Source organism: Streptomyces sp. NBC_01408, assembly GCF_026340255.1.
Lineage (GTDB): Bacteria > Actinomycetota > Actinomycetes > Streptomycetales > Streptomycetaceae > Streptomyces.
Window position 1 is genome coordinate 3,331,362 of sequence record NZ_JAPEPJ010000001.1, and the last position, 20,758, is coordinate 3,352,119.

Annotated in this window: 19 protein-coding genes and 1 riboswitch; of the genes, 13 read left to right on the top strand and 6 right to left on the bottom strand. The window is 70.0% G+C overall.

What is annotated here, in order from left to right:
* Nucleotides 1-17: 17 nt before the first annotated feature.
* The gene (locus OG447_RS15155) at nucleotides 18-1,469 is read right to left on the bottom strand and encodes a hypothetical protein (protein WP_266937018.1); all 1,452 of its coding nucleotides are present in this window, start codon (nucleotides 1,467-1,469) and stop codon (nucleotides 18-20) included.
* Nucleotides 1,470-1,564: 95 nt separating this feature from the next.
* Complete coding sequence (locus tag OG447_RS15160) at nucleotides 1,565-1,804, bottom strand: hypothetical protein (RefSeq protein WP_266937019.1); 240 nt, start codon at nucleotides 1,802-1,804, stop codon at nucleotides 1,565-1,567.
* A 132-nt stretch (nucleotides 1,805-1,936) separates the two neighbouring features.
* Between OG447_RS15160 and OG447_RS15165 the strand changes: the two genes are divergently transcribed.
* Nucleotides 1,937-2,914: a carbohydrate kinase family protein gene (locus OG447_RS15165; protein ID WP_266937020.1), complete on the top strand. Its 978-nt coding sequence runs from the start codon at nucleotides 1,937-1,939 to the stop codon at nucleotides 2,912-2,914.
* A gap of 149 nt (nucleotides 2,915-3,063) precedes the next feature.
* On the opposite strand, the gene OG447_RS15170 is transcribed toward OG447_RS15165, so the two are convergent.
* Nucleotides 3,064-4,443, bottom strand: a complete 1,380-nt coding sequence (locus OG447_RS15170) for a cysteine desulfurase/sulfurtransferase TusA family protein (RefSeq protein ID WP_266937021.1) — start codon at nucleotides 4,441-4,443, stop codon at nucleotides 3,064-3,066.
* Nucleotides 4,444-4,901: 458 nt separating this feature from the next.
* Between OG447_RS15170 and coxB the strand changes: the two genes are divergently transcribed.
* The 4 genes from coxB (at nucleotide 4,902) to OG447_RS15190 (ending at nucleotide 9,366) form a co-directional block, all read left to right on the top strand.
* A complete protein-coding gene (coxB, locus tag OG447_RS15175; RefSeq protein ID WP_266937022.1) occupies nucleotides 4,902-5,873 on the top strand; it encodes a cytochrome c oxidase subunit II in 972 nt (323 codons plus the stop codon).
* Nucleotides 5,870-7,603, top strand: coding sequence for a cytochrome c oxidase subunit I (gene ctaD, locus OG447_RS15180; protein WP_266937023.1), 1,734 nt, complete (start codon nucleotides 5,870-5,872; stop codon nucleotides 7,601-7,603). Before coxB ends, ctaD begins: the two co-directional genes overlap by 4 nt.
* Nucleotides 7,600-7,998: a cytochrome c oxidase subunit 4 gene (locus tag OG447_RS15185; protein ID WP_266937024.1), complete on the top strand. Its 399-nt coding sequence runs from the start codon at nucleotides 7,600-7,602 to the stop codon at nucleotides 7,996-7,998. The genes ctaD and OG447_RS15185 overlap by 4 nt, the downstream gene beginning before the upstream one ends.
* 123 nt (nucleotides 7,999-8,121) lie before the next feature.
* The gene (locus OG447_RS15190) at nucleotides 8,122-9,366 is read left to right on the top strand and encodes an Ig-like domain-containing protein (protein ID WP_266937025.1); all 1,245 of its coding nucleotides are present in this window, start codon (nucleotides 8,122-8,124) and stop codon (nucleotides 9,364-9,366) included.
* 51 nt (nucleotides 9,367-9,417) lie between these two features.
* Here the strand turns inward: OG447_RS15190 and OG447_RS15195 are convergent, their stop codons facing one another.
* Nucleotides 9,418-9,819 (bottom strand): hypothetical protein, encoded by a 402-nt coding sequence (locus OG447_RS15195; protein WP_266937026.1) that lies wholly within the window; start codon nucleotides 9,817-9,819, stop codon nucleotides 9,418-9,420.
* A gap of 197 nt (nucleotides 9,820-10,016) precedes the next feature.
* On the opposite strand from OG447_RS15195, the gene OG447_RS15200 reads away from it, so the two are divergent.
* The 6 genes from OG447_RS15200 to OG447_RS15225 all read left to right on the top strand — a co-directional run bounded on the left by OG447_RS15200 (nucleotide 10,017) and on the right by OG447_RS15225 (nucleotide 17,264).
* Nucleotides 10,017-10,637 (top strand): heme-copper oxidase subunit III, encoded by a 621-nt coding sequence (locus OG447_RS15200; RefSeq protein ID WP_266937027.1) that lies wholly within the window; start codon nucleotides 10,017-10,019, stop codon nucleotides 10,635-10,637.
* A gap of 76 nt (nucleotides 10,638-10,713) precedes the next feature.
* Nucleotides 10,714-11,523 (top strand): c-type cytochrome, encoded by an 810-nt coding sequence (locus tag OG447_RS15205; RefSeq protein WP_266937028.1) that lies wholly within the window; start codon nucleotides 10,714-10,716, stop codon nucleotides 11,521-11,523.
* Nucleotides 11,520-12,578 carry a ubiquinol-cytochrome c reductase iron-sulfur subunit gene (locus tag OG447_RS15210; protein ID WP_266937029.1) on the top strand — a complete coding sequence of 353 codons (1,059 nt, stop codon included), beginning with the start codon at nucleotides 11,520-11,522 and terminating at the stop codon, nucleotides 12,576-12,578. Before OG447_RS15205 ends, OG447_RS15210 begins: the two co-directional genes overlap by 4 nt.
* Nucleotides 12,575-14,200 carry a ubiquinol-cytochrome c reductase cytochrome b subunit gene (locus OG447_RS15215; protein ID WP_266937030.1) on the top strand — a complete coding sequence of 542 codons (1,626 nt, stop codon included), beginning with the start codon at nucleotides 12,575-12,577 and terminating at the stop codon, nucleotides 14,198-14,200. Before OG447_RS15210 ends, OG447_RS15215 begins: the two co-directional genes overlap by 4 nt.
* Before the next feature lie 163 nt (nucleotides 14,201-14,363).
* Nucleotides 14,364-15,428: an anthranilate phosphoribosyltransferase gene (gene trpD / locus OG447_RS15220; protein WP_266937031.1), complete on the top strand. Its 1,065-nt coding sequence runs from the start codon at nucleotides 14,364-14,366 to the stop codon at nucleotides 15,426-15,428.
* Nucleotides 15,429-15,526: 98 nt separating this feature from the next.
* Nucleotides 15,527-15,643, top strand: a riboswitch (SAM riboswitch).
* A gap of 217 nt (nucleotides 15,644-15,860) precedes the next feature.
* Complete coding sequence (locus OG447_RS15225; protein ID WP_266937032.1) at nucleotides 15,861-17,264, top strand: aminotransferase class V-fold PLP-dependent enzyme; 1,404 nt, start codon at nucleotides 15,861-15,863, stop codon at nucleotides 17,262-17,264.
* Between the two features lie 581 nt (nucleotides 17,265-17,845).
* Here OG447_RS15225 and OG447_RS15230 read toward each other — a convergent pair.
* On the bottom strand, nucleotides 17,846-18,127 hold the full coding sequence (locus OG447_RS15230) for an Lrp/AsnC ligand binding domain-containing protein (RefSeq protein ID WP_031148522.1): 282 nt from the start codon (nucleotides 18,125-18,127) through the stop codon (nucleotides 17,846-17,848).
* The gene (locus tag OG447_RS15235) at nucleotides 18,124-18,846 is read right to left on the bottom strand and encodes a rhomboid family intramembrane serine protease (protein WP_266937033.1); all 723 of its coding nucleotides are present in this window, start codon (nucleotides 18,844-18,846) and stop codon (nucleotides 18,124-18,126) included. The genes OG447_RS15230 and OG447_RS15235 overlap by 4 nt, the downstream gene beginning before the upstream one ends.
* Before the next feature lie 136 nt (nucleotides 18,847-18,982).
* Between OG447_RS15235 and OG447_RS15240 the strand changes: the two genes are divergently transcribed.
* Together OG447_RS15240 and OG447_RS15245 are read left to right on the top strand one after the other, a co-directional pair.
* On the top strand, nucleotides 18,983-19,222 hold the full coding sequence (locus OG447_RS15240; protein ID WP_008738811.1) for a hypothetical protein: 240 nt from the start codon (nucleotides 18,983-18,985) through the stop codon (nucleotides 19,220-19,222).
* Between the two features lie 40 nt (nucleotides 19,223-19,262).
* Nucleotides 19,263-20,627, top strand: a complete 1,365-nt coding sequence (locus OG447_RS15245) for an NYN domain-containing protein (protein ID WP_266938888.1) — start codon at nucleotides 19,263-19,265, stop codon at nucleotides 20,625-20,627.
* Nucleotides 20,628-20,758: the final 131 nt, after the last annotated feature.

Consider the following 20,758-nt stretch of genomic DNA (forward strand, 5'->3'; position numbering starts at 1 on the left):
CTCCCGCATGCCCGGGGCTACTGCCGCGCCAGCGGCTTGCCCGTCGTCGCGTCCAGCACCTTCCGGTCGCCCAGCGGCTGCTGGAGCGTCGCCGTCAGCGACATCTCCTGCGCGAGCATGATGCAGGCCTGGCCCGGCTGGTTCGGAGTGTCGACGATCTTCACCAGGACCGACTCGGCCTGCTCCCGCGCCTCCAGGGCGTACGTGGAGCACACGCTGCCCCAGAAGTTCACGGTCAGCTTCCGGTCCGCCTCCTTGTACGAGAACCCGGGCACGGTCCGCCCGTCCTGCGGCGGGACCGGGGCCGGCGACTCCTCGGCCGCGGCCGGCTGGGCCACCGTACGGCCCGGTCCGCCGTCCTTGCCCGCCACCTCGAAGAGCCAGGCCGGAACCAGGCCCCGCGCCCCGCTCACCGTCCCGGGCACCAGCCCGAGCACGGCGCCCTTCACCGTCTCCGTGCGCGGGGGCTTCATCGGGCGCGGCTCCGGATTGCACGGCAGCGTGTCCGTGGCCCCGGGCGGGGTCTGCGGGTCCAGCGGGACCGAGGTCGCGCAGCCGCTCGGACCCGGACCGGTGCCGTCCGAGCCGCCCGACGCGGAGTTCAGCCGGGCCAGCGCCTCCACGGCGCCCACCACCCGCTGCTCGCCGGTCCGCTCGGGCGCCTTCAGCTCACCGCTGCCGGCCACCACCTGGGCTCCCGCGTCCACGCTCACCTTGGTGGACCAGCCCTGGGTGGGCAGCCCGCCGACCACCGGGTCCGCGGTCACCACCCGCACCGCGCCCTGGGTCAGCCGGGCGTCCAGCCGCGGGCCCTCCAGCCCGGCGGCGGCCAGTACCGGCGCCGCGGCCGCCTTGGCGGCCTCCTCGGACACCGGCTTGCCGCCGGGCGCGCCGATGTCCGTGCCCGCGTCCCCGGCGTCCCGGGGGAGGGTGGCCGGACCGCAGGTGTCCTTCCCGCGCACGCAGTCGTCGCCCGCGCCGCCGCCCGCCTGGAAGCGGGTGAAGTTCCAGGTGGCCGGAGCCTTACGGGTCACCGTGAGCCGGGGCCCGGAGCCGTCGGCGGCCTCCCCGGCCAGCCAGACGTCGCCGGTCAGCCGCGGCGCGCCGGGGATCCCGAGCGCCGCGGCGAGCCGGGCCACCTCCGCCGAGGTGACCTCGCCGGTCGCGGTGAACGTGGGCGCGGTGGCCGGTGCCTCCGGCAGTTCGACCTCGGCCCGGTAGACCACCCCGCCCCCGGACGGGTCGGGCTCCCCGGGCGCGATGCCCGGTCCCGAGGGGTCGCCCGCCGCACGGGGCGCGGAGGCCGCGGTGTCGCCCGTACGGCCGCCCCCGGCGGCGTCGCCGTGGGCCGTGGACGCCCAGTACGCCGTCCCGCCGCCCGCGAACAGCACGGCGGCCGCGATCGAGCCGATGGCCCAGGCGGGCCGCCGTCGTGTGCCGCGTGATGTGTCGGGTTCTTCGCTGGTCACCGCATCGCTCCTTCGCCCGTTCCCTCGTACCTGATGCGGGTGGGACGGAGCAGACGCGAAACCGGTTCCCCGGGGGCCCGGCCCCCTCGCTTCCCCTACTGGTCCCCGTACTCGGCGGTGGCGGCGATCAGCCGGGCCGAGGCGGGCGGGACACGGATCCCGTGGATCTGGGAGGGCGCCACCCGAGCCGGCCGGGGGCCCGCCGGGACCGCCCAGTGCGGGGCCATCCGGGCGCAGTCGCCCAGCAGCTCGGCCAGGCCTGGCCGGAGGGAGACTTCCGTGGCACGCGCGTCGGCGGTGTACTCGGTGTGACCGAAGCCATCGGTGAAGGTCATGTCCGAACCGTAGACATCCCGGGGTACGTGAAGAAAGACCTACTACGGGGTAGTTTCGTACGGTCGGATCAACGCTGCCGACCGGGTAGTTTTGACTGTCCCCTTGCCGTCCTTCGCAGGAGCATCCACGCCGTGCGTATCGCAGTCACCGGCTCCATCGCCACTGACCACCTGATGACCTTCCCCGGCCGTTTCGCCGACCAGCTGGTCGCGGACCAGCTGCACACGGTCTCCCTCTCCTTCCTCGTCGACAACCTCGACGTCCGGCGGGGCGGCGTCGGCCCGAACATCTGCTTCGGCATGGGGCAGCTGGGCAGCCGCCCGATCCTGGTCGGCGCGGCCGGCTCCGACTTCGACGAGTACCGTGCCTGGCTGGACCGGCACGGGGTCGACACCGAGTCGGTGCGCATCTCCGAGGTGCTGCACACCGCGCGCTTCGTGTGCACCACGGACGCCGACCACAACCAGATCGGCTCCTTCTACACGGGCGCGATGAGCGAGGCCCGCCTGATCGAGCTGAAGTCCGTCGCCGACCGGGTGGGCGGCCTCGACCTCGTCCTGATCGGCGCGGACGACCCCGAGGCGATGCTCCGCCACACGGAGGAGTGCCGCACGCGCGGGATCCCCTTCGCCGCGGACTTCTCCCAGCAGATCGCCCGGATGGACGGCGAGAACATCCGCACCCTCATGGAGGGCGCGACCTTCCTCTTCTCGAACGAGTACGAGAAGGGCCTCATCGAGTCGAAGTCGGGCTGGACGGACGAGGAGATCCTCGCCAAGGTCGGCACCCGCGTCACCACCCTCGGCTCGAACGGCGTGAAGATCGAGCGGGTCGGCGAAGCCCCGATCGTCGTCGGCTGCCCCGAGGAGACCGCGAAGGTCGACCCGACCGGCGTCGGCGACGCCTTCCGCGCCGGGTTCCTCACCGGGCTCGGCTGGGGCGTCGGCCTGGAGCGCGCGGCGCAGCTCGGCTGCATGCTCGCCACGCTGGTCATCGAGACGCTGGGCACTCAGGAGTACACCCTGGCCCGTGCCCACTTCATGGAGCGCTTCACCAAGGCCTACGGCGAAGAGGCCGCGGCGGAGGTCAAGTCCCACCTGTCCGCCTAGCGGCGGGCCGCAGGGCCTGGGTGCGGCGCCGCTGCTGGGGCTCCGCCCCAGACCTCGCGCCTCAAGCGCCGGCGAGGCTGAAACATCCAGCCCCGCCGGCGTTTTGAGGCGCGGGTCCGGGCGGAGCCCGGTGCCCGGCGGAGCCGGGATCAGACGAGGCGGCGGACCAGGTACGCCACGCCCACAGGGCGGGGCGATTCGCCCACGTACTCGTGCCCCCGCATCGCGCACCACGCCGGGATGTCCAGCCGGGCCACCTCGTCGTCGGAGACGACCGTCACGGTGCCGCCCACCGGGACCCGGCCGATGGCGCGGGCCAGCTCGATCACCGGCTGGGGGCACAGCAGGCCGAGTGCGTCGAGCTCCAGGGAGTCGGCCTCCGGCGGCGCCGCCGGGGCCTCGCTCACGCCGAGCTTCTCCCGTACGCCCGCCACCGCACCCGGAAGCACCTCCAGGAACGCGTTGACCTCCTCCGCCGTGGTCCCCGGCGGCAGGGACACCCGTACGTTCCCCTCCGACAGCACCCCCATCGCCCGCAGCACGTGACTGGGGGTCAGCGTGGAGCTCGTACAGGAGGAGCCGGAGGAGACCGAGAAGCCGGCCCGGTCCAGCTCGTGCAGCAGGCTCTCCCCGTCGACGTACAGGCAGGAGAAGGTGACCAGGTGGGGCAGGCGGCGGTCCGGCGCGCCGACCACCTCCACGTCCGGGACCAGCCGGACCACCCGCCGCCGGATCCGGTCCACCAGGACCCGCAGCCGGGCGGCCTCCGCGTCGGCCTCGGCCCGTACGGCCCGCAGCGAGGCCGCCGCCGCCACGATCGCGGGGAGGTTCGCGAAGCCGGGGGAGCGCCCCGACTCCCGTTCGTCCGCCGGGCCTTGGGACGAGAACCGGACCCCCTTGCGGACCGCGAGCAGCCCGACCCCGGGCGGGCCGCCCCACTTGTGGGCGCTCGCGGCGAGGACGGACCAGGCGCCCTCCACCGGACCCCAGCCCAGCGACTGCGCCGCGTCCACCAACAGCGGCACCCCGGCCGCCCCGCAGGCCTCGGCGACCTCCGCCACCGGCTGGACGGTGCCCACCTCGTGGTTGGCCGACTGGAGGCAGGCCAGGGCGGTCCGCGCGCCGAGGGCGTCGGCGTACCCGGCGGGGTCCACCGCGCCGTACCGGTCCACCGGCACCTGGGTGACGGTGCCGCCGGTTCGCTCGTGCGCGTCCGCCGCGTGCAGTACAGAACTGTGTTCGACCGCCGATACGACCAGATGGCCGCCGACGCGCCGGCGCCCGGCGAGGACCCCGGCAAGGCCCGTGTGAACCGCGTGCGTCCCCGAAGGAGTGAACACGAGCTCGTCGGCGCGACAGCCCACCGCTTCCGCGGCCGCCTCCCGGGCCGCGTCCAGCAGCAGCCGGGCGCGCCTTCCCTCCCGGTACAGCCGGGCCGGGTCGGCCCAGCCCTCGTCCAGGGAGGCCTGCAACGCCTGCCGGGCCACGGGGTGCAGGGGGGCGGCGGACGCGGTGTCGAAGTACGGCATTCCGTCACGCTAGACGAGTGAGTCCGGGGTGGCGCCTGCGGGGAGGGGCCAGGCACGCCCGTCTGCGGCGTTGTCGTCGGTCGCCGACGCTCCGCGTCGACTCCCTCCTCCGCCTTGCAGCCGCACGCGCCTGGCCCCTCCCCGCCCGCCCTACGGGCGGACGACGCCACCCCGGACTCACTCATCCGCCGCAGCCCGCCGCCGTCCGAGGTCAGGGGCCGTCAGATGCCTTCCGGAACGGGCCGGTCAGGGCCGATCGCACCGTCCCCCGGACGGCGGATCCATCCCTTCGGGGGCAGTAGCGGCGCGTTGGGCACCCTCCCCGCGCGACCCCAAATAGCGTCCAGTAGGGTTTGGTCCGCATAAACATCCAAACCCCTGCCTGCGTCAGGGCCGGCGACCGACCCGAACACGGCCGCGGCCGGCCGCGCGGGCCGAGACTCTCGGGAAGGCGCTACGTGAGTCCCTACGGCTCCGACCGCTCGCCGCGGCGCCCGATGCGGCGGAAGCTGCTGCAGGCGCTGACTGCGGGCGTGGTCCTGGCGACCGCCACTGGTTGCTCGTATACATGGCAAGACTTTCCCCGCCTCGGAATGCCGACTCCGGTAACCGAGGAGGCGCCGCGCATCCTTTCCCTTTGGCAGGGATCCTGGGCAGCCGCGCTCATCACGGGCATCCTGGTGTGGGGTCTGATCATCTGGAGCGTCATCTTCCACCGGCGCAGCCGGACGAAGGTGCAGGTTCCGCCGCAGACCCGGTACAACATGCCCATCGAGGCGCTGTACACCGTGGTTCCGCTCATCATCGTCTCGGTGCTCTTCTACTTCACCGCACGTGACGAGTCGAAGCTGCTCGCCCTCTCGAAGCCGGCGCACACGATCAACGTGATCGGCTTCCAGTGGAGCTGGGGCTTCAACTACATCGAAAACGTTGACGGGGATGCGGCGACCCCGAAGGCGGGTGAGGTCCCCAAGGAGCTCAACGCTATCCCGGACCGCTTCTCCAAGGCCTTCCCCGCCGGCGCCGAGGGCGTCTACGAGAAGGGCGTCCCCGGAGACCGCAACCCGCAGACGGGCAACCCGGGGCCGACGCTGGTCCTCCCCCTGGGTGAGAAGGTCCGCTTCATCCTGTCGTCGAACGACGTCATCCACTCCTTCTGGGTGGTCCCGTTCCTCTTCAAGCAGGACGTCATCCCGGGCCACACCAATGTCTTCGAGGTCACCCCTTCCCAGGAGGGCACCTTCATGGGCAAGTGCGCCGAGCTCTGCGGCGTCGACCACTCCCGGATGCTCTTCAACGTCAAGGTCGTCTCGCCCGAGAAGTACCAGGAGTACCTGAAGGAGCTGGCCGAGAAGGGGCAGACCGGCTTCCTGCCGGCGGGCATCAAGCAGACCGACCCGGCCCGGAATGCGGAGACGAACAAACTGTGAGCATCCTCAACGAACCTCAGGGTGCCGCCGCAGCTGACTCGTACGAGAACGAGCTGCCGGTACGGCGCAAGCAGCCGGGCAATGTCGTCGTGAAGTGGATGACCACTACCGACCACAAGACCATCGGCACGATGTACCTGGTCACGTCGTTCGTGTTCTTCATCATCGGCGGGATCATGGCGCTCTTCATGCGCGCCGAGCTGGCCCGTCCGGGTACGCAGATCATGTCGAACGAACAGTTCAACCAGGCGTTCACGATGCACGGCACGATCATGCTGCTGATGTTCGCGACGCCGCTGTTCGCCGGATTCGCGAACTGGATCATGCCGCTGCAGATCGGTGCGCCCGACGTGGCGTTCCCGCGGCTGAACATGTTCGCGTACTGGCTGTACCTCTTCGGCTCCACCATCGCGGTGGCCGGCTTCGCCACGCCGAACGGCGCCGCCGACTTCGGCTGGTTCGCCTACTCCCCGCTGTCGGACGCGGTCCGCTCGCCGGGCATCGGCGCCGACATGTGGATCATGGGTCTGGCCTTCTCCGGCTTCGGCACGATCCTCGGCTCGGTCAACTTCATCACCACGATCATCTGCATGCGCGCGCCCGGCATGACGATGTTCCGCATGCCGATCTTCACCTGGAACGTGCTGCTGACCGGTGTCCTGGTCCTGCTCGCCTTCCCGGTGCTGGCCGCCGCGCTCTTCGCGCTGGAGGCCGACCGCAAGTTCGGTGCGCACGTGTTCGACTCGGCCAACGGTGGCGCCTTGCTGTGGCAGCACCTCTTCTGGTTCTTCGGACACCCAGAGGTGTACATCATCGCCCTGCCGTTCTTCGGAATCATTTCCGAAGTGATCCCGGTCTTCTCCCGCAAGCCGATGTTCGGTTACATCGGTCTGATCGGTGCGACGATCGCGATCGCCGGCCTCTCGGTGACCGTGTGGGCCCACCACATGTACGTCACCGGCGGTGTGCTGCTGCCGTTCTTCTCCTTCATGACCTTCCTGATCGCGGTACCGACCGGTGTGAAGTTCTTCAACTGGATCGGCACCATGTGGAAGGGCTCACTGTCCTTCGAGACACCGATGCTCTGGGCCGTCGGCTTCCTGATCACCTTCACCTTCGGTGGTCTGACCGGCGTCATCCTGGCCTCGCCCCCGATGGACTTCCACGTCTCCGACTCGTACTTCGTCGTCGCGCACTTCCACTACGTCATCTTCGGCACCGTGGTGTTCGCGATGTTCTCCGGATTCCACTTCTGGTGGCCGAAGTTCACGGGCAGGATGCTGGACGAGCGCCTCGGCAAGATCACGTTCTGGACGCTGTTCGTCGGCTTCCACGGCACCTTCCTGGTGCAGCACTGGCTGGGTGCGGAGGGCATGCCGCGTCGTTACGCGGACTACCTCGCCGCCGACGGCTTCACGCTGCTGAACACGATCTCGACGATCAGCTCGTTCCTGCTCGGCCTGTCGATGCTTCCGTTCATGTACAACGTCTGGAAGACGGCGAAGTACGGCAAGAAGATCGAGGTCGACGACCCGTGGGGCTACGGCCGTTCGCTGGAGTGGGCGACTTCCTGCCCGCCGCCGCGGCACAACTTCCTCACCCTGCCGCGGATCCGTTCCGAATCCCCGGCGTTCGACCTGCACCACCCGGAGATCGCGGCCCTCGACCACCTCGAGGACCACGGTGCCGGTGCCAAGGCCGTCACCGGTGGCAAGGAGGCCGGCAAGTGAAGATCCAGGGCAAGATGTTCCTCTGGCTCTCCTTCTTCGTTCTGATCATGGCCGTCGTGTACGGCGTGTGGTCGAAGGAGCCCGTAGGCACCACCGCGCTGTTCCTGACCTTCGGTCTGACGGTCATGATCGGCTACTACCTGGCCTTCACGGCCAAGCGCGTGGACGAGATGGCCCAGGACAACCTGGAGGCCGACGTCGCCGACGAGGCGGGCGAGCTGGGGTTCTTCTCCCCGCACAGCTGGCAGCCGCTCTCGCTGGCCATCGGTGGCGCGCTCGCCTTCATGGGAGTCGTCTTCGGCTGGTGGCTCATGTACTTCTCCGCCCCGGTCATCCTGATCGGCCTGTGGGGCTGGGTGTACGAGTACTACCGCGGTGAGAACCAGAACCAGTAGCACCGCTCGCGCGGCCGCGTCGCGCACCACTTGGGGCCCGGACACCTCTTCGGAGGAGTCCGGGCCCCTCGTTTGCAGTCATCCCGCGCGCCGTATTTGTCATACCTTCATAGCGTTGGCCCCATGAAGCACACACCGCGTCTTTGGACGGTACTCAGCTGCTCCCTGCTGGTCGCGTCCCTCGGGGCCGGCGCCACCGCATGCGGGTCCGGCGACAACCCGCTGTCCGCCCGCCCGTACGACGCGGGCGATCAGGTCGCCTTCAACCAGGCCGCGGGCAGCCGCCCCGTGGACCCCAACCGCCCCCTCGAAGTCACCGCCAAGAGCGGCGAGGGCCGGATCACCGACGTGAGCGTCGTGGACACCCACGGACGCCGCCTGGCGGGCGAACTCACCGCCAAGGGCGACCGCTGGCACAGCACCACCCCGATGGCCTCCGGGGTCCGCTACACGGTCACCGTGAGCACCGAGGACGAGCGGGGCGCTCCGGGGCAGCGCACGCTCACCTTCGACACGACCCCCTCCAAAGGGGTCCTCCAGGTCGAGTTCGGCCCGGAGGAGGGCAAGTACGGCGTCGGACAGCCCCTCACCGCCGACCTCAACGAGCCCGTCAAGGACAAGGCCGCCCGCGCGATCGTGGAGCGGGGCCTGATCGTCGACACCCCTCCCGGGGTCGTGGGCGCCTGGCACTGGGTGGACGACAAGACGCTCCACTACCGCCCCAAGGACTACTGGCCCGCCAACACCGAGATCTCCGTACGGAGCAACCTCGAAGGCATCAAGATCACCGACGAGCTCCGCGGAGCCGCCGCCAAGCCGTTGAAGCTGGAGATCGGGGACCGGGTCGAGGTCACCACCGACGCCTCCTCGCACTGGCTCACGTTCCGGCGCAACGGAGAAGTGATCAGTTCCATTCCGGTGACCACCGGAAAGCCCGGCTTCTCCACCCGCAACGGAATCAAGGTGGTGCTCGGGAAGCAGTACTACGTGCAGATGCGCGGCGACACCGTGGGCATCGGCGGCAGCGAGTACTACAACCTGCCCGTCTACTGGGCCACCCGTGTCACCTGGAGTGGTGAATACGTCCACGCCGCGCCGTGGTCCATCGACTCGCACGGCTACGCCAACGTCAGCCACGGCTGCACGGGCATGAGCACCGGCAACGCCGCCTGGTTCTACGAGAACATCACCGAGGGCGACATCGTCCAGGTGATCAACAGTATCGGCGACGACATGGACATCTTCGGCAACGGCTTCGGCGACTGGAACATGGACTGGAAGGACTGGCGCGAAGGCAGCGCCCTGCTGAAGGGCACTCAGGAGGGCCGCAGCACCGTCGACCAGGCCCGCCTGCGCCCCACCGTCTAGTCCGGGGCCCCGTACGGCCTCAGGAGTGCCCTGAGGCCGCAGGGAGGCCTGTCAGGCGTCCAGGGACAGCCGGGCCCGCAGAAGGCCCGCCAGGGCCTCCGCGAACTCCACAGGATCCACCGGAAGGGTGACGGCCGCGTCCGCGCGGCTCCACGTGGCCAGCCAGGCGTCCTGGGGGCGCCCCATCAGCAGCAGCACCGGCGGGCAGCGGAAGATCTCGTCCTTGAGCTGCCGGCACACCCCCATGCCCCCGGCAGGAACCGCCTCGCCGTCCAGCACGCACACGTCGATGCCGCCCGCGTCCAGCTCGGACAGGACCGCCGGAAGGGTCGCGCACTCCAGGAACTCCACCGGCGGCAGGTCCGCGGCCGGCCTGCGACCGGCCGCCAGCCGCACCTGCTCCCGGGTGCTCGAGTCGTCGCTGTAGACCAGAACCCGCGCAGTCGCCCGCATTTCGTTCCTCCACGTGGCCGTGAATCACGCTCTCGATGCGCGGATGCTACTCCGTCCGACCCCATGTCAACATCGGTTCGGACAGCATCGCCAGGATGCTTCCGAGGCCCGTCTGATGGGCCGTTCGGGCCTTGCACACGCCCCGGACACTCCGAACGGCACCCCCCAGGGTGAGGGCGGGATAAGCGACCGACATAATGTCGGTCGTGGCGACAGCAACGACAGTAGATACCGGGCACGCGCACCCGACGGTCAACAGGCCGAACCTCGTCAGCGTCGGAACCATCATCTGGTTGAGTTCCGAGCTGATGTTCTTCGCGGCCCTCTTCGCGATGTACTTCACCCTGCGATCCGTGATGGGCGCCGAGTACTGGACAGCCGAGGCCTCGGCCTTGAACCTGCCCTTCTCGGCGACGAACACCACGATCCTGGTGCTTTCCTCGCTCACCTGCCAGCTCGGCGTATTCGCCGCCGAGCGCGGTGACGTGAAGAAGCTCCGGACGTGGTTCATCATCACGTTCGTCATGGGTGCGATCTTCATTGGCGGCCAGGTGTTCGAGTACACCGAGCTGGTCAAGCACGAGGGCATGAGCCTCTCGTCCGGTCCGTACGGCTCGGTCTTCTACTTGACCACCGGCTTCCACGGACTGCACGTGACGGGCGGTCTCATTGCCTTCCTGCTGGTCCTCGGCCGGACGTACGCGGCCAAGAGGTTCACCCACGAACAGGCCACGTCGGCCATCGTCGTGTCCTACTACTGGCACTTCGTCGATGTCGTCTGGATCGGCCTCTTCGCGACGATCTACCTGATCAAGTAGCGAACACGTCACCGGGCAGGTCCCGGCACTCCATCCAGAAACACCGACGCAGAAGATCCTGACACCGGGGTAATCCGTGAAAAAGCTCTCCGCACGACGACGCCATCCGCTGGCGGCGGTCGTCGTTCTACTCCTCGCGCTGGCGGCCACTGGGGGGCTGTACGCCGCCTTCGCGCCCGCAGGCAAGGCGCAGGCCGATGAAACCGCCCAGTCCCTCGCCATCGAGGAGGGCAAGAAGCTGTACGCCGTGGGTTGCGCAAGCTGCCACGGAACCGGCGGTCAGGGTTCCTCTGACGGCCCGAGCCTGGTCGGGGTCGGCGCCGCAGCCGTCGACTTCCAGGTGAGCACGGGCCGCATGCCCGCCCAGCAGCCCGGCGTCCAGGTGCCGAAGAAGCCCAAGATCTACTCGCAGGAGCAGATCGACCAGCTGGCCGCGTACATCGCGTCCCTGGGTGCCGGCCCGAGCGTGCCGACCGAGAAGCAGTTCGACCCGGCCGGTGCCGACATCGCCAATGGTGGTGAGCTGTTCCGCAACAACTGCGCGCAGTGTCACAACTTCACCGGTGAGGGCGGCGCGCTGACGGACGGCAAGTACGCCCCGAACCTCGAGGGCGTAGAGCCGAAGGTCATCTACGAGGCCATGCTCACCGGCCCGCAGAACATGCCCTCCTTCCCGGACAGCACCATGCCGGAGAAGGAGAAGAAGGACATCATCGCGTACCTCCAGAACGTGAACGGCGAAAAGTCGACGAACCCCGGTGGCCTCAAGCTCGGCGGCCTCGGCCCCGTTTCCGAGGGTCTGTTCGGCTGGATCTTCGGTCTGGGTGCGCTGATCGCTGTCGCCGTCTGGGTCGCGGCCCACACCGCTAAGGCCAAGAAGTCATGAGTAGCCAAGACATTCCCGAAGAGAAGCACCTGCCGAGTGAGCAGGGCGACGCGCACCACGGTGCCGTAGCGGTCGCGGACGATCCGTTCGCCGACCCGGGCATGCCGGCCCACCGGCCGCGCATCCAGGACATCGACGAGGCGGCCGCCAAGCGCTCCGAGCGCACCGTCGCCATGATGTTCACGCTGTCGATGCTGTCCACGATCGGCTTCATCGCCGCCTTCGTGGCCATCCCGATCGACAAGATCGTGTACATCTTCCCCATCGGGAAGGTGAGCGCGCTCAACTTCAGCCTCGGTATGACGCTGGGCCTGGCGCTCTTCCTCATCGGCGCGGGCGCGGTCCACTGGGCCCGCACCCTGATGTCCGACGTGGAGATCGCCGACGAGCGGCACGCCATGGGCGCCTCCGCTGAGGTCAAGGCCCAGGTCATGAGCGACTTCCGGGCCGGTACGGACGAGTCGACCATCGCCCGCCGCCCGCTGATCCGGAACACGATGCTCGGCGCGCTGGCCCTGGTGCCGCTCTCCGGCATCGTCATCCTGCGCGACCTGGGCCCGCTGCCCGAGGACAAGCTCCGCAAGACCCTGTGGGCCAAGGGCAAGCTGCTCATCAACCAGAACACGATGGAGCCGCTGCGTCCCGAGGACGTCATCGTCGGTTCGCTGACCTTCGCCATGCCCGAGGGCCTGGAAGAGGAACAGCACGACTTCCAGATCCAGATCGCCAAGGCCGCCCTGATGATCGTCCGCATCAAGCCGGAGGACATCAAGGACAAGCAGGAACTGGAGTGGTCCCACGAGGGCATCGTGGCCTACTCGAAGATCTGCACCCACGTCGGCTGCCCGATCAGCCTGTACGAGCAGCAGACGCACCACGTGCTCTGCCCGTGCCACCAGTCCACCTTCGACCTCTCCGACGGCGCCCGTGTCATTTTCGGCCCGGCCGGTCACGCGCTTCCGCAGCTGCGGATCGGCGTGAATGACGAAGGCTTCCTCGAAGCGCTCGGCGACTTCGAAGAGCCCGTCGGTCCTGCCTTCTGGGAGCGCGGATGAGCACCGCCACTGATACTGGGCGCCAAGCGCCGGCCGGCGAACGCGTAGCTGACTGGGTGGATGGCCGCCTGGGCATCTACAGCATGGCCAAGAACAGCATGCGCAAGATCTTTCCGGACCACTGGTCCTTCATGCTGGGTGAGATCTGCCTGTACAGCTTCATCGTCATCATCCTCACGGGTACCTACCTGACGATGTTCTTCCACCCGAGCATGAACGAGGTCGTGTACCACGGCTCGTACGTGCCCATGCAGGGTGTGCAGATGTCCGAGGCCTACGCCTCGACCCTGCGGATCAGCTTCGACGTCCGCGGCGGTCTGCTCATCCGGCAGATCCACCACTGGGCGGCACTGATCTTCATCGCCGCGATGATCGTGCACATGATGCGCGTCTTCTTCACCGGCGCGTTCCGCAAGCCGCGCGAGATCAACTGGCTGTTCGGTTTCTCGCTGCTGTTCATCGGCATGTTCACCGGCTTCACCGGCTACTCCCTGCCGGACGACCTGCTCTCGGGTACGGGTGTCCGCTTCATGGAGGGCGCGATCCTGTCCGTGCCGGTCGTCGGCACGTACCTGTCGTTCTTCCTCTACGGCGGCGAGTTCCCCGGCGGCGACTTCGTCGCACGGTTCTACTCGTTCCACATCCTGCTGCTGCCCGGCATCATGATCGGCCTGGTCGTGGCGCACCTGACCCTCGTCTGGGTGCACAAGCACACCCAGTTCGCGGGCCCGGGCAAGACGAACAACAACGTCGTCGGCACGCCGCTGCTCCCGGTGTACACCGCCAAGGCCGGAGGCTTCTTCTTCCTGGTCTTCGGTGTCATCACCGCGATCGCCGCCGTGGCCTCGATCAACCCGATCTGGGCCCTCGGCCCGTACCGCCCGGACCACGTGTCCACCGGCGCGCAGCCCGACTGGTACATGGGTATGCCGGAAGGCCTGATCCGAGCCATGCCCGGCTGGGAGATCAACCTGTGGGGCCACACGCTCGTCCTGGGCGTGTTCATCCCGCTGCTGCTCTTCCCGCTGGTGCTGTGCTCGATCGCCGCCTGGCCGTTCATCGAGTCCTGGATCACCGGGGACAAGCGCGAGCACCACATCCTGGACCGCCCGCGCAACGTCCCGACCCGCACGGCCTTCGGTGTCGCCTACCTGGCGGAGTACGCCGTCCTGCTGATCGGCGGTGGAAACGACATGTTCGCGCAGTACTTCCACCTCTCGCTCAACGCGATCACGTGGTTCGTCCGGATCGGCTTCTTCGTCGTCCCGGTCGTCGCCTTCATCATCACCAAGCGGATCTGCCTCGGCCTCCAGCGCCGGGACCGGGACAAGGTGCTGCACGGTCGCGAGACCGGAATCATCAAGCGCCTGCCGCACGGTGAGTTCGTCGAGGTCCACGAACCGCTCTCGCAGGGCCAGCTGCACACGCTCACCTCGCACGAGCAGTACCAGCCGATCGAGATCGGCCCGACGGTCGACGAGAACGGTGTCGAGCGCAAGGTGAAGGGCACGGAGAAGCTGCGCGCGAAGCTCAGCAAGGGCTTCTACGCGGAGAACAACCAGATTCCGAAGCCCACGGTGGAGGAGTACAAGGAGATCCAGAGCGGCCACGGCCACCACTGATCCCCTGCTGAACGCATGAGGGACTGGTTTCGGCCAGTCCTGGTGTCGCCACGGTGAGAGCCCCGTCCAGGGTCTGGACGGGGCTCTTTGCCGTCCCCCGCGGCTGGATAGGCTGAGGGCCTTCCCATTCGCAGTGGAACCCCCCACTACACAGGAGCGGACCATGAACGTTGTGACCCCGGCAGGCGGCGACAGCGTGGCGGCCCGTAGCTGGCCGGGCGTCCTCGACGCCCTGCTGACCGGCCGGGACCTGAGCGCCGACGACACGGCCTGGGCCATGGACCGGATCATGCGCGGGGAGGCCACCGACGCCCAGATCGCCGGCTTCGCGGTCGCGCTGCGGGCCAAGGGGGAGACGGTCGCGGAGATCAACGGCCTGGTGCGGGCCATGTACGAACACGCCAACCTGATCGAGGTGCCGGGCCGGACGGTGGACATCGTCGGCACCGGCGGCGACGGGGCCAAGACGGTGAACATCTCGACGATGTCGTCGGTGGTGGTGGCCGGTACGGGCGCCAAGGTGGTCAAGCACGGCAACCGGGCCGCCTCCTCCGCGAGCGGGTCCTCGGACGTCCTGGAGAAGCTCGGGGTGAACCTCGGCCTGAGCCGGGAGCGGGTGGTGGAGGTCGCCGAGGAGGCCGGCATCACCTTCTGCTTCGCGGTGAAGTTCCACCCGGCGCTGCGGCACGTGGCCGGAGCCCGCAAGGAGCTGGGCATCCGGACCTTCTTCAACGCGCTGGGCCCGCTGACCAACCCGGCCCGGGTACGCGCCCAGGCGACCGGCGTGGCCGACCCCCGGATGGCCCCGATCATCGCGGGCGTGCTCGCCGAGCGGGGCTCGTCCGCGCTGGTCTTCCGCGGTGACGACGGCCTGGACGAACTGACCACGACGGCGACCTCGCGCGTCTGGTGGGTCCGCGACGGGAAGGTCTCGGAGCAGTCCTTCGACCCCCGTGACGTCGGCATCGACCTGGTCGACGTCTCGGCCCTGGCCGGCGGGGACCCCTCGTACAACGCGGACGTGGCCCGCCGCCTGCTGGCGGGCGAGACCGGCCCGGTGCGCGACGCGGTGCTGCTGAACTCGGCGGCGGCCCTGGTGGCGCTGGACCCGGGCACGGGCACGCTGGAGGAGCAGATCCGGGCCGGCATCACCCGCGCGGCCCAGTCCATCGACTCGGGCGCCGCCCAAGCCGCGCTGGAGCGGTGGGTGACGGCGAGCAACGCCTAGCGGTGTCCGGCCCTGCTGATCGTTTCCGGCCAAGGCCCCGGTCCACGATGCGGACCGGGGTCTTGCGCTGGGGCGATCTTGTGGCAGGATGCTGAACAGGTCACGAGTGACAGCGTTTAGGCCCCGGCTTGCTGTCCGGCAACCCTCCTTCCGTGGCGGGGTGCCCCGGGTGATGACCAGGTCGTAGGCAGTGAGGTCTACGGCAAGCGCGGATCCCTCGACACCAGGGGTCCTGGTCTCTCGAGGAGCGTTTTCCGTGAGCAAGCGAATGCGATAGGGCGACTCCGCCCCTTCTTCAACCCTCGGAACAGGGTCACTTCCGTGTACCCCCGTTCGCTCCGAGGACCTTCCCGTACCCCGGACGGCTCCAGAGCCGTATCCCCGTACGGGCACACCGAAGCCATTCACCCCTGCCTGCCGGGAGATACCGCCATGTCCGCTTCCCTGTCCGCGTCCCTGAAGTCCGGCGCCACCACCTCCGTCGCCACCGCAGCCGGGGGCCCGGCCTGTGCCGAGCCGCTGCCGGTCCTCGGCCGGGACGTCACCGTCCCCCTCGTCACCGGCGGCGAGGTCACCTACGCGGCCCTCGACTACGCGGCCTCCGCCCCGGCGCTCCAGCGGGTCTGGGACGACGTGGCCGCGTACGCCCCGTACTACGGCAGCGTCCACCGCGGCGCCGGCTACCTCTCGCAGCTGTCCACCGACCTCTTCGAGCAGAGCCGGGCCACGGTCGCCGAGTTCCTCGACTGCCGCCCCTCCGACCAGGTGATCTTCACCCGGTCCACCACCGACTCCCTGAACCTCCTCGCCGCCGCCCTTCCGGCCGACTGCCAGGTCTTCGTCTTCGAGACCGAGCACCACGCCTCGCTGCTGCCGTGGACGGACGCCCGGGTCACCTACCTCAACGCCCCCCGCACCCCCGACGAGGCCGTCGCCACCCTGGAGCGGGCGCTGGCCGACCGCGAGCCTTACGGCCCGGCCCTGGTCTGCGTCACCGGGGCGTCCAACGTCACCGGTGAGCTGTGGCCGGTCAAGGAGCTCGCCGCCGCCGCGCACGCCCACGGCGCACGGATCGTCCTGGACGCCGCCCAGTTGGCCCCGCACCACCCCGTCTCGGTCCAGGACCTGGACGTGGACTGGGTCGCCTTCTCCGGACACAAGATCTACGCGCCCTTCGGCTCGGGCGTCCTGGCCGGCCGCGCGGACTGGCTCCAGGAGGCAGAGCCGTACCTCGCGGGCGGCGGCGCCTCCCGCAAGGTGGCCCGGCGCGAGGACGGCGGCGTGGACGTCGAGTGGCACACCACGGCCGCCCGCCACGAGGCCGGCTCCCCGAACGTCATCGGCGTCTACTCCATCGCCTCCGCCTGCAAGGCCCTGACCGAGGCCGGGTTCGACGGCCTCGTCGCCCGCGAGCGCCACCTCATCGGCAAGGTCCGCGACGGCCTGGCGGAGGTCCCGGCGGTCCGCGTCCTGTCCCTCTTCGGGGACGACGCCCCGCGCGTCGGCGTCATCTCCTTCGTGGTGGACGGCTGGAACAGCTCGCACTTCGCGGCCGCGCTGTCCGCCGAGTACGGCATCGGCGTCCGCGACGGCCTGTTCTGCGCCCACCCGCTGGTCCGCACCCTGCTGGGCAGCGAGCCGCAGGCCCAGGGCGAGTGCGGTGCGCCGGAGGCGGCGCCGGGCGAACGCTCCCTCAACGCGATCCGCGTCAGCTTCGGCGCCGGCACCCCCGACGAGCACGTGGACCGCTTCGTCCGCGCGGTGAGGGAGCTCGTCGCGGACGGAGCGAAGTGGCAGTACCGCACCGAAGAGGGCCGCTGCGTTCCGGCGGTCTGACCCCTGCCGCTGCCCCTGCGGGGGGCTTGGCTGGGTGCGGTGCCGTTGCTGGGGCTCTGCCCCAGGCCCCGCGCCTCAAGCGCCGGCGGGGCTGGGTTTGGCCTTGGGTGTGGGGCGGGGCCGCTCCGGAGTGTCTCCTCGGCTCGCGCACTGAGGCCAAGCTGCGCGGGTGCGGCCCGGGTTGCGCGCTCGTCCTGCGGGGACACTCCTGCGCGTCCCCACCCCACGGCCGACTCCGGTGGCGAGGCCGGGCACCCTGGCCGGGTGGGGGAGCGGGGGCGCGCAGGGACGTCCCCGCAGGACGAGCGCGCAACCGGCCTGATGGCGTGGAGTTGGGCTCAGTGCGCGAGCCGAGGAGACGTCCCGGAGGGCCACCGCGGACAGGCCCAGCGGCCGAGATTCCGCCCCGGCGGGGTCACCCGGCTGTGCGGCCAGGGCTTGGCCGGCGAGGCCCGAGGGCACATTTCCAGCCCCGCCGGCGTTTGAGGCGAACGGGGGGCGGGGTTCCGCTTCCGGAGCCGGGCCGTGGCGGGGCCGGGGCCGGGGCCGGCCCGGCGGACCCGCGCCGGAGGCGTCAGGCGTCAGGCGTCGAGACCGATGGCGAACGCCGCTTCCAGGTCGTGCTGGGAGTACGTGCGGAACGCCACGTGCGTGTCCGTCGCCTCGACGCCCGGGATCTTGCTGATGCGGCCGGGGATGATGTCCGCCAGGTTCTCGTGGCGGGCCACGCGGACCAGTGCGATGAGGTCGTAGGTACCCGTGACGGAGTAGACCTCGCTGACGCTGTCCAGCGCGGCGATGGCCTCGGCGATCTCGGGGATGCGGTCCACGCTGGTCTTGATGAGCACGATCGCGGTGATCACGGTTGGCTGTCTCCCTCGCCGGCAGTCACTGGTCGCCTCACTCTAGTCGTACGCCGATAACGGCCCCACGCGTAGACGAAGCCGAGCGAGAACCCCACCAGGTGGGCCAGATAGGCGACACCGGGTCCGCTGTCCGCGCGGTGCGCCGCCACCCATTGCAGGGCGAACCAGAACAGCAGAACGATCCACGCCGGGAACCGCAGCGGCAGGAAGAACAGGAACGGGAACAGGCTCGTCACCCTGGCCCGCGGGAGCAGGCACAGGAACGCGCCCAGGACCGCCGAGATCGCCCCGGACGCACCGACCAGGGTCTGGTCCGAGGAGGCGTTGGCCGCCGCGTACGCGGCCAGGGCGAGGTATCCCGTACAGACGTAGAAGACGAGGAAGGGCGCGCGGCCCATCCGCTCCTCCGTCATCGCGCCGAAGACGTAGAGGAAGAGCATGTTCCCGAGCAGGTGCAGCCAGCTGCCGTGGACGAACAGCGCGGTCAGGGGTGTCAGCCAGGCGCGCGGGGTGTCCGTGAAGAGTTCGTCCGGGACCACGCCCCAGCGCCGGAAGTACGCCGTCCCCGAGGACAGCAGGTCCTCGCCCGTCCCGTAGGCCGGGTTCAGTCCCGAGGCGGGGCCGAGCAGGAACACGACACAGCAGCCGGCGATCAGCGCGTGGGTGACCACCGGTCCCCGGGCGGCCTCGCGGACGGCCTGCCACCTTACGATCATGCGACTGATCATGACGCAACCGGGCCCACCTGAAGCGGTGGCAGGCCGTAGGGTTACGAGCTGCGGTCCGCTGGGCGACGCGTACGGCGCCGCGGGCGGCTTTAATTGAATCAGCTACGAAGGAGAGAGCGGCCTGATGACGGTTCCCCTGCCGACCGACACCACCCGGTGGCGCTGCACCCTGTGCGGCAACCTCACGCGCTTCGACGTCACCCGTTCGTCGAAGGTCGTGGAGTACGTCCACCTGGACCTCGCCGGGGAGCCCAAGGTCGAGGAGCGCGAGGTGGTCAATGAGACCATCGAGTCGGTCCGCTGCCGCTGGTGCAACGCGGTGGACCAGATCGAGCTCGTGGACAGGCCGGGCGCGGACTCCTGAGGGAGCCGCGTCCACAGGTAGAACACGGTAGGGGTGACGGATTGTGGAGCCAGCAAGCGGCGCTGAGCCGGCCGAACCGGCCGGCGACGCCGCCGAGGTGCTCGACCGCCCGCTGCCGGAAGGCGTGCGGCGCAGGGTCGTCGCGCTCGTCTCGGACGCCTTCGGCGGACTGACGGTCGCGGACCTCCCGGCGCAGCTGCGCCAGTACGCCCGGTTCACCCCGACCCGGCGCGCCAAGTTCGCGGGCAACGCCATGGCCGCGGCGGTCGAGACCGACCCCGTGTTCCGCGGCAGGGTCGCGGAGAAGCTGCGCGAGGCGCAGGCGGACCTGGCCGCGGCGCTCGAGTCCGGTGCGCCGCCCGCCGCCGCGGACCCGCTGGACGTGGCGGCCGCCGCGTACGTGCTGCGGCCGGTCGGCTGGGTGAAGCTGGTGGCCGCCGCGGGCGAGGAGGCGCAGCGCGCCGACGCCGAGCGGATCGGCGAGGAGACCCGGCGCGAGCTGGACCGGCTGCGCGAGGAGCTGGCCCACGTACGGGAGCTGCAGCGCACGGGCGGCGAGCAGGTGCGGGCCGAGCTGGACGCGGCCCGCAAGGAAGCCGAATCGCTTCAGCGCAAGCTGCGCAGCGCCCTCAGCGACGTCAAGCGCGGTGAGGCGGCCCTGCGCAAGCTGAACGCCGAGGTCGACGGGATCCGCCAGGACGCGGCCACCCGGGTGACGACCGCCGAGAGCGAGAGCCGGCGGCTCAAGTCGCGTCTGGCGGAGGTGGAGACGGCGCTGGAGGCCTCGCGCCGGGCCACCCGCGAGGGGCGCAGCATCGAGGACATGCGGCTGCGGCTGCTGCTGGACACCGTGCTGGACGCGGCGCAGGGGCTGCGCCGCGAGCTGGCGCTGCCGCCGGTGTCGACCCGTCCGGCCGACACCGTGGAAGCGGTGGAGCCGGGCCGGATGACGCCGAAGGACATCGCGGCCCGGGCGCTGTCCGAGACCGATCCGGCGCTGCTGGACCAGTTGTTGGCGCTGCCTCAGGCCCATCTGGTGGTCGACGGCTACAACGTGACGAAGACCGGCTATCCGACGATGCCGCTGGAGAAGCAGCGGCTGCGGCTGCTGGGCGGGCTGTCGATGCTGGCCGCGCAGACGGGCGCGGAGATGACCTGTGTGTTCGACGGGGCGGAGCTGGCGGCCCCGGTGCTGCTGGCGCCGCCGCGCGGGGTGCGGGTGCTGTTCTCCAAGGCTGGGGTGACGGCGGACGAGCTGATCCGCCAGCTGGTGCGGGCCGAGCCGCCCGGCAGGCCGGTGGTGGTGGTCTCCACGGACCGGGAGGTCGCCGACGGGGTGGCCAAGGCGGGGGCGCGGCCGGTGACGTCCGCCTTGTTGCTGAAGCGGCTTTCGCGCGTTTCGTAACTCCTGGCCCGAATGCCGGAATTGGCCGGATGGATGGAGGACGTACCGTCAAGTGCCCGGTACGGAGCGTGCGCTGTAGGTAAAGAAGCCCGTAGGAGGGTCAGTTTTTTCGCGTGAGGATTTGAACTGAT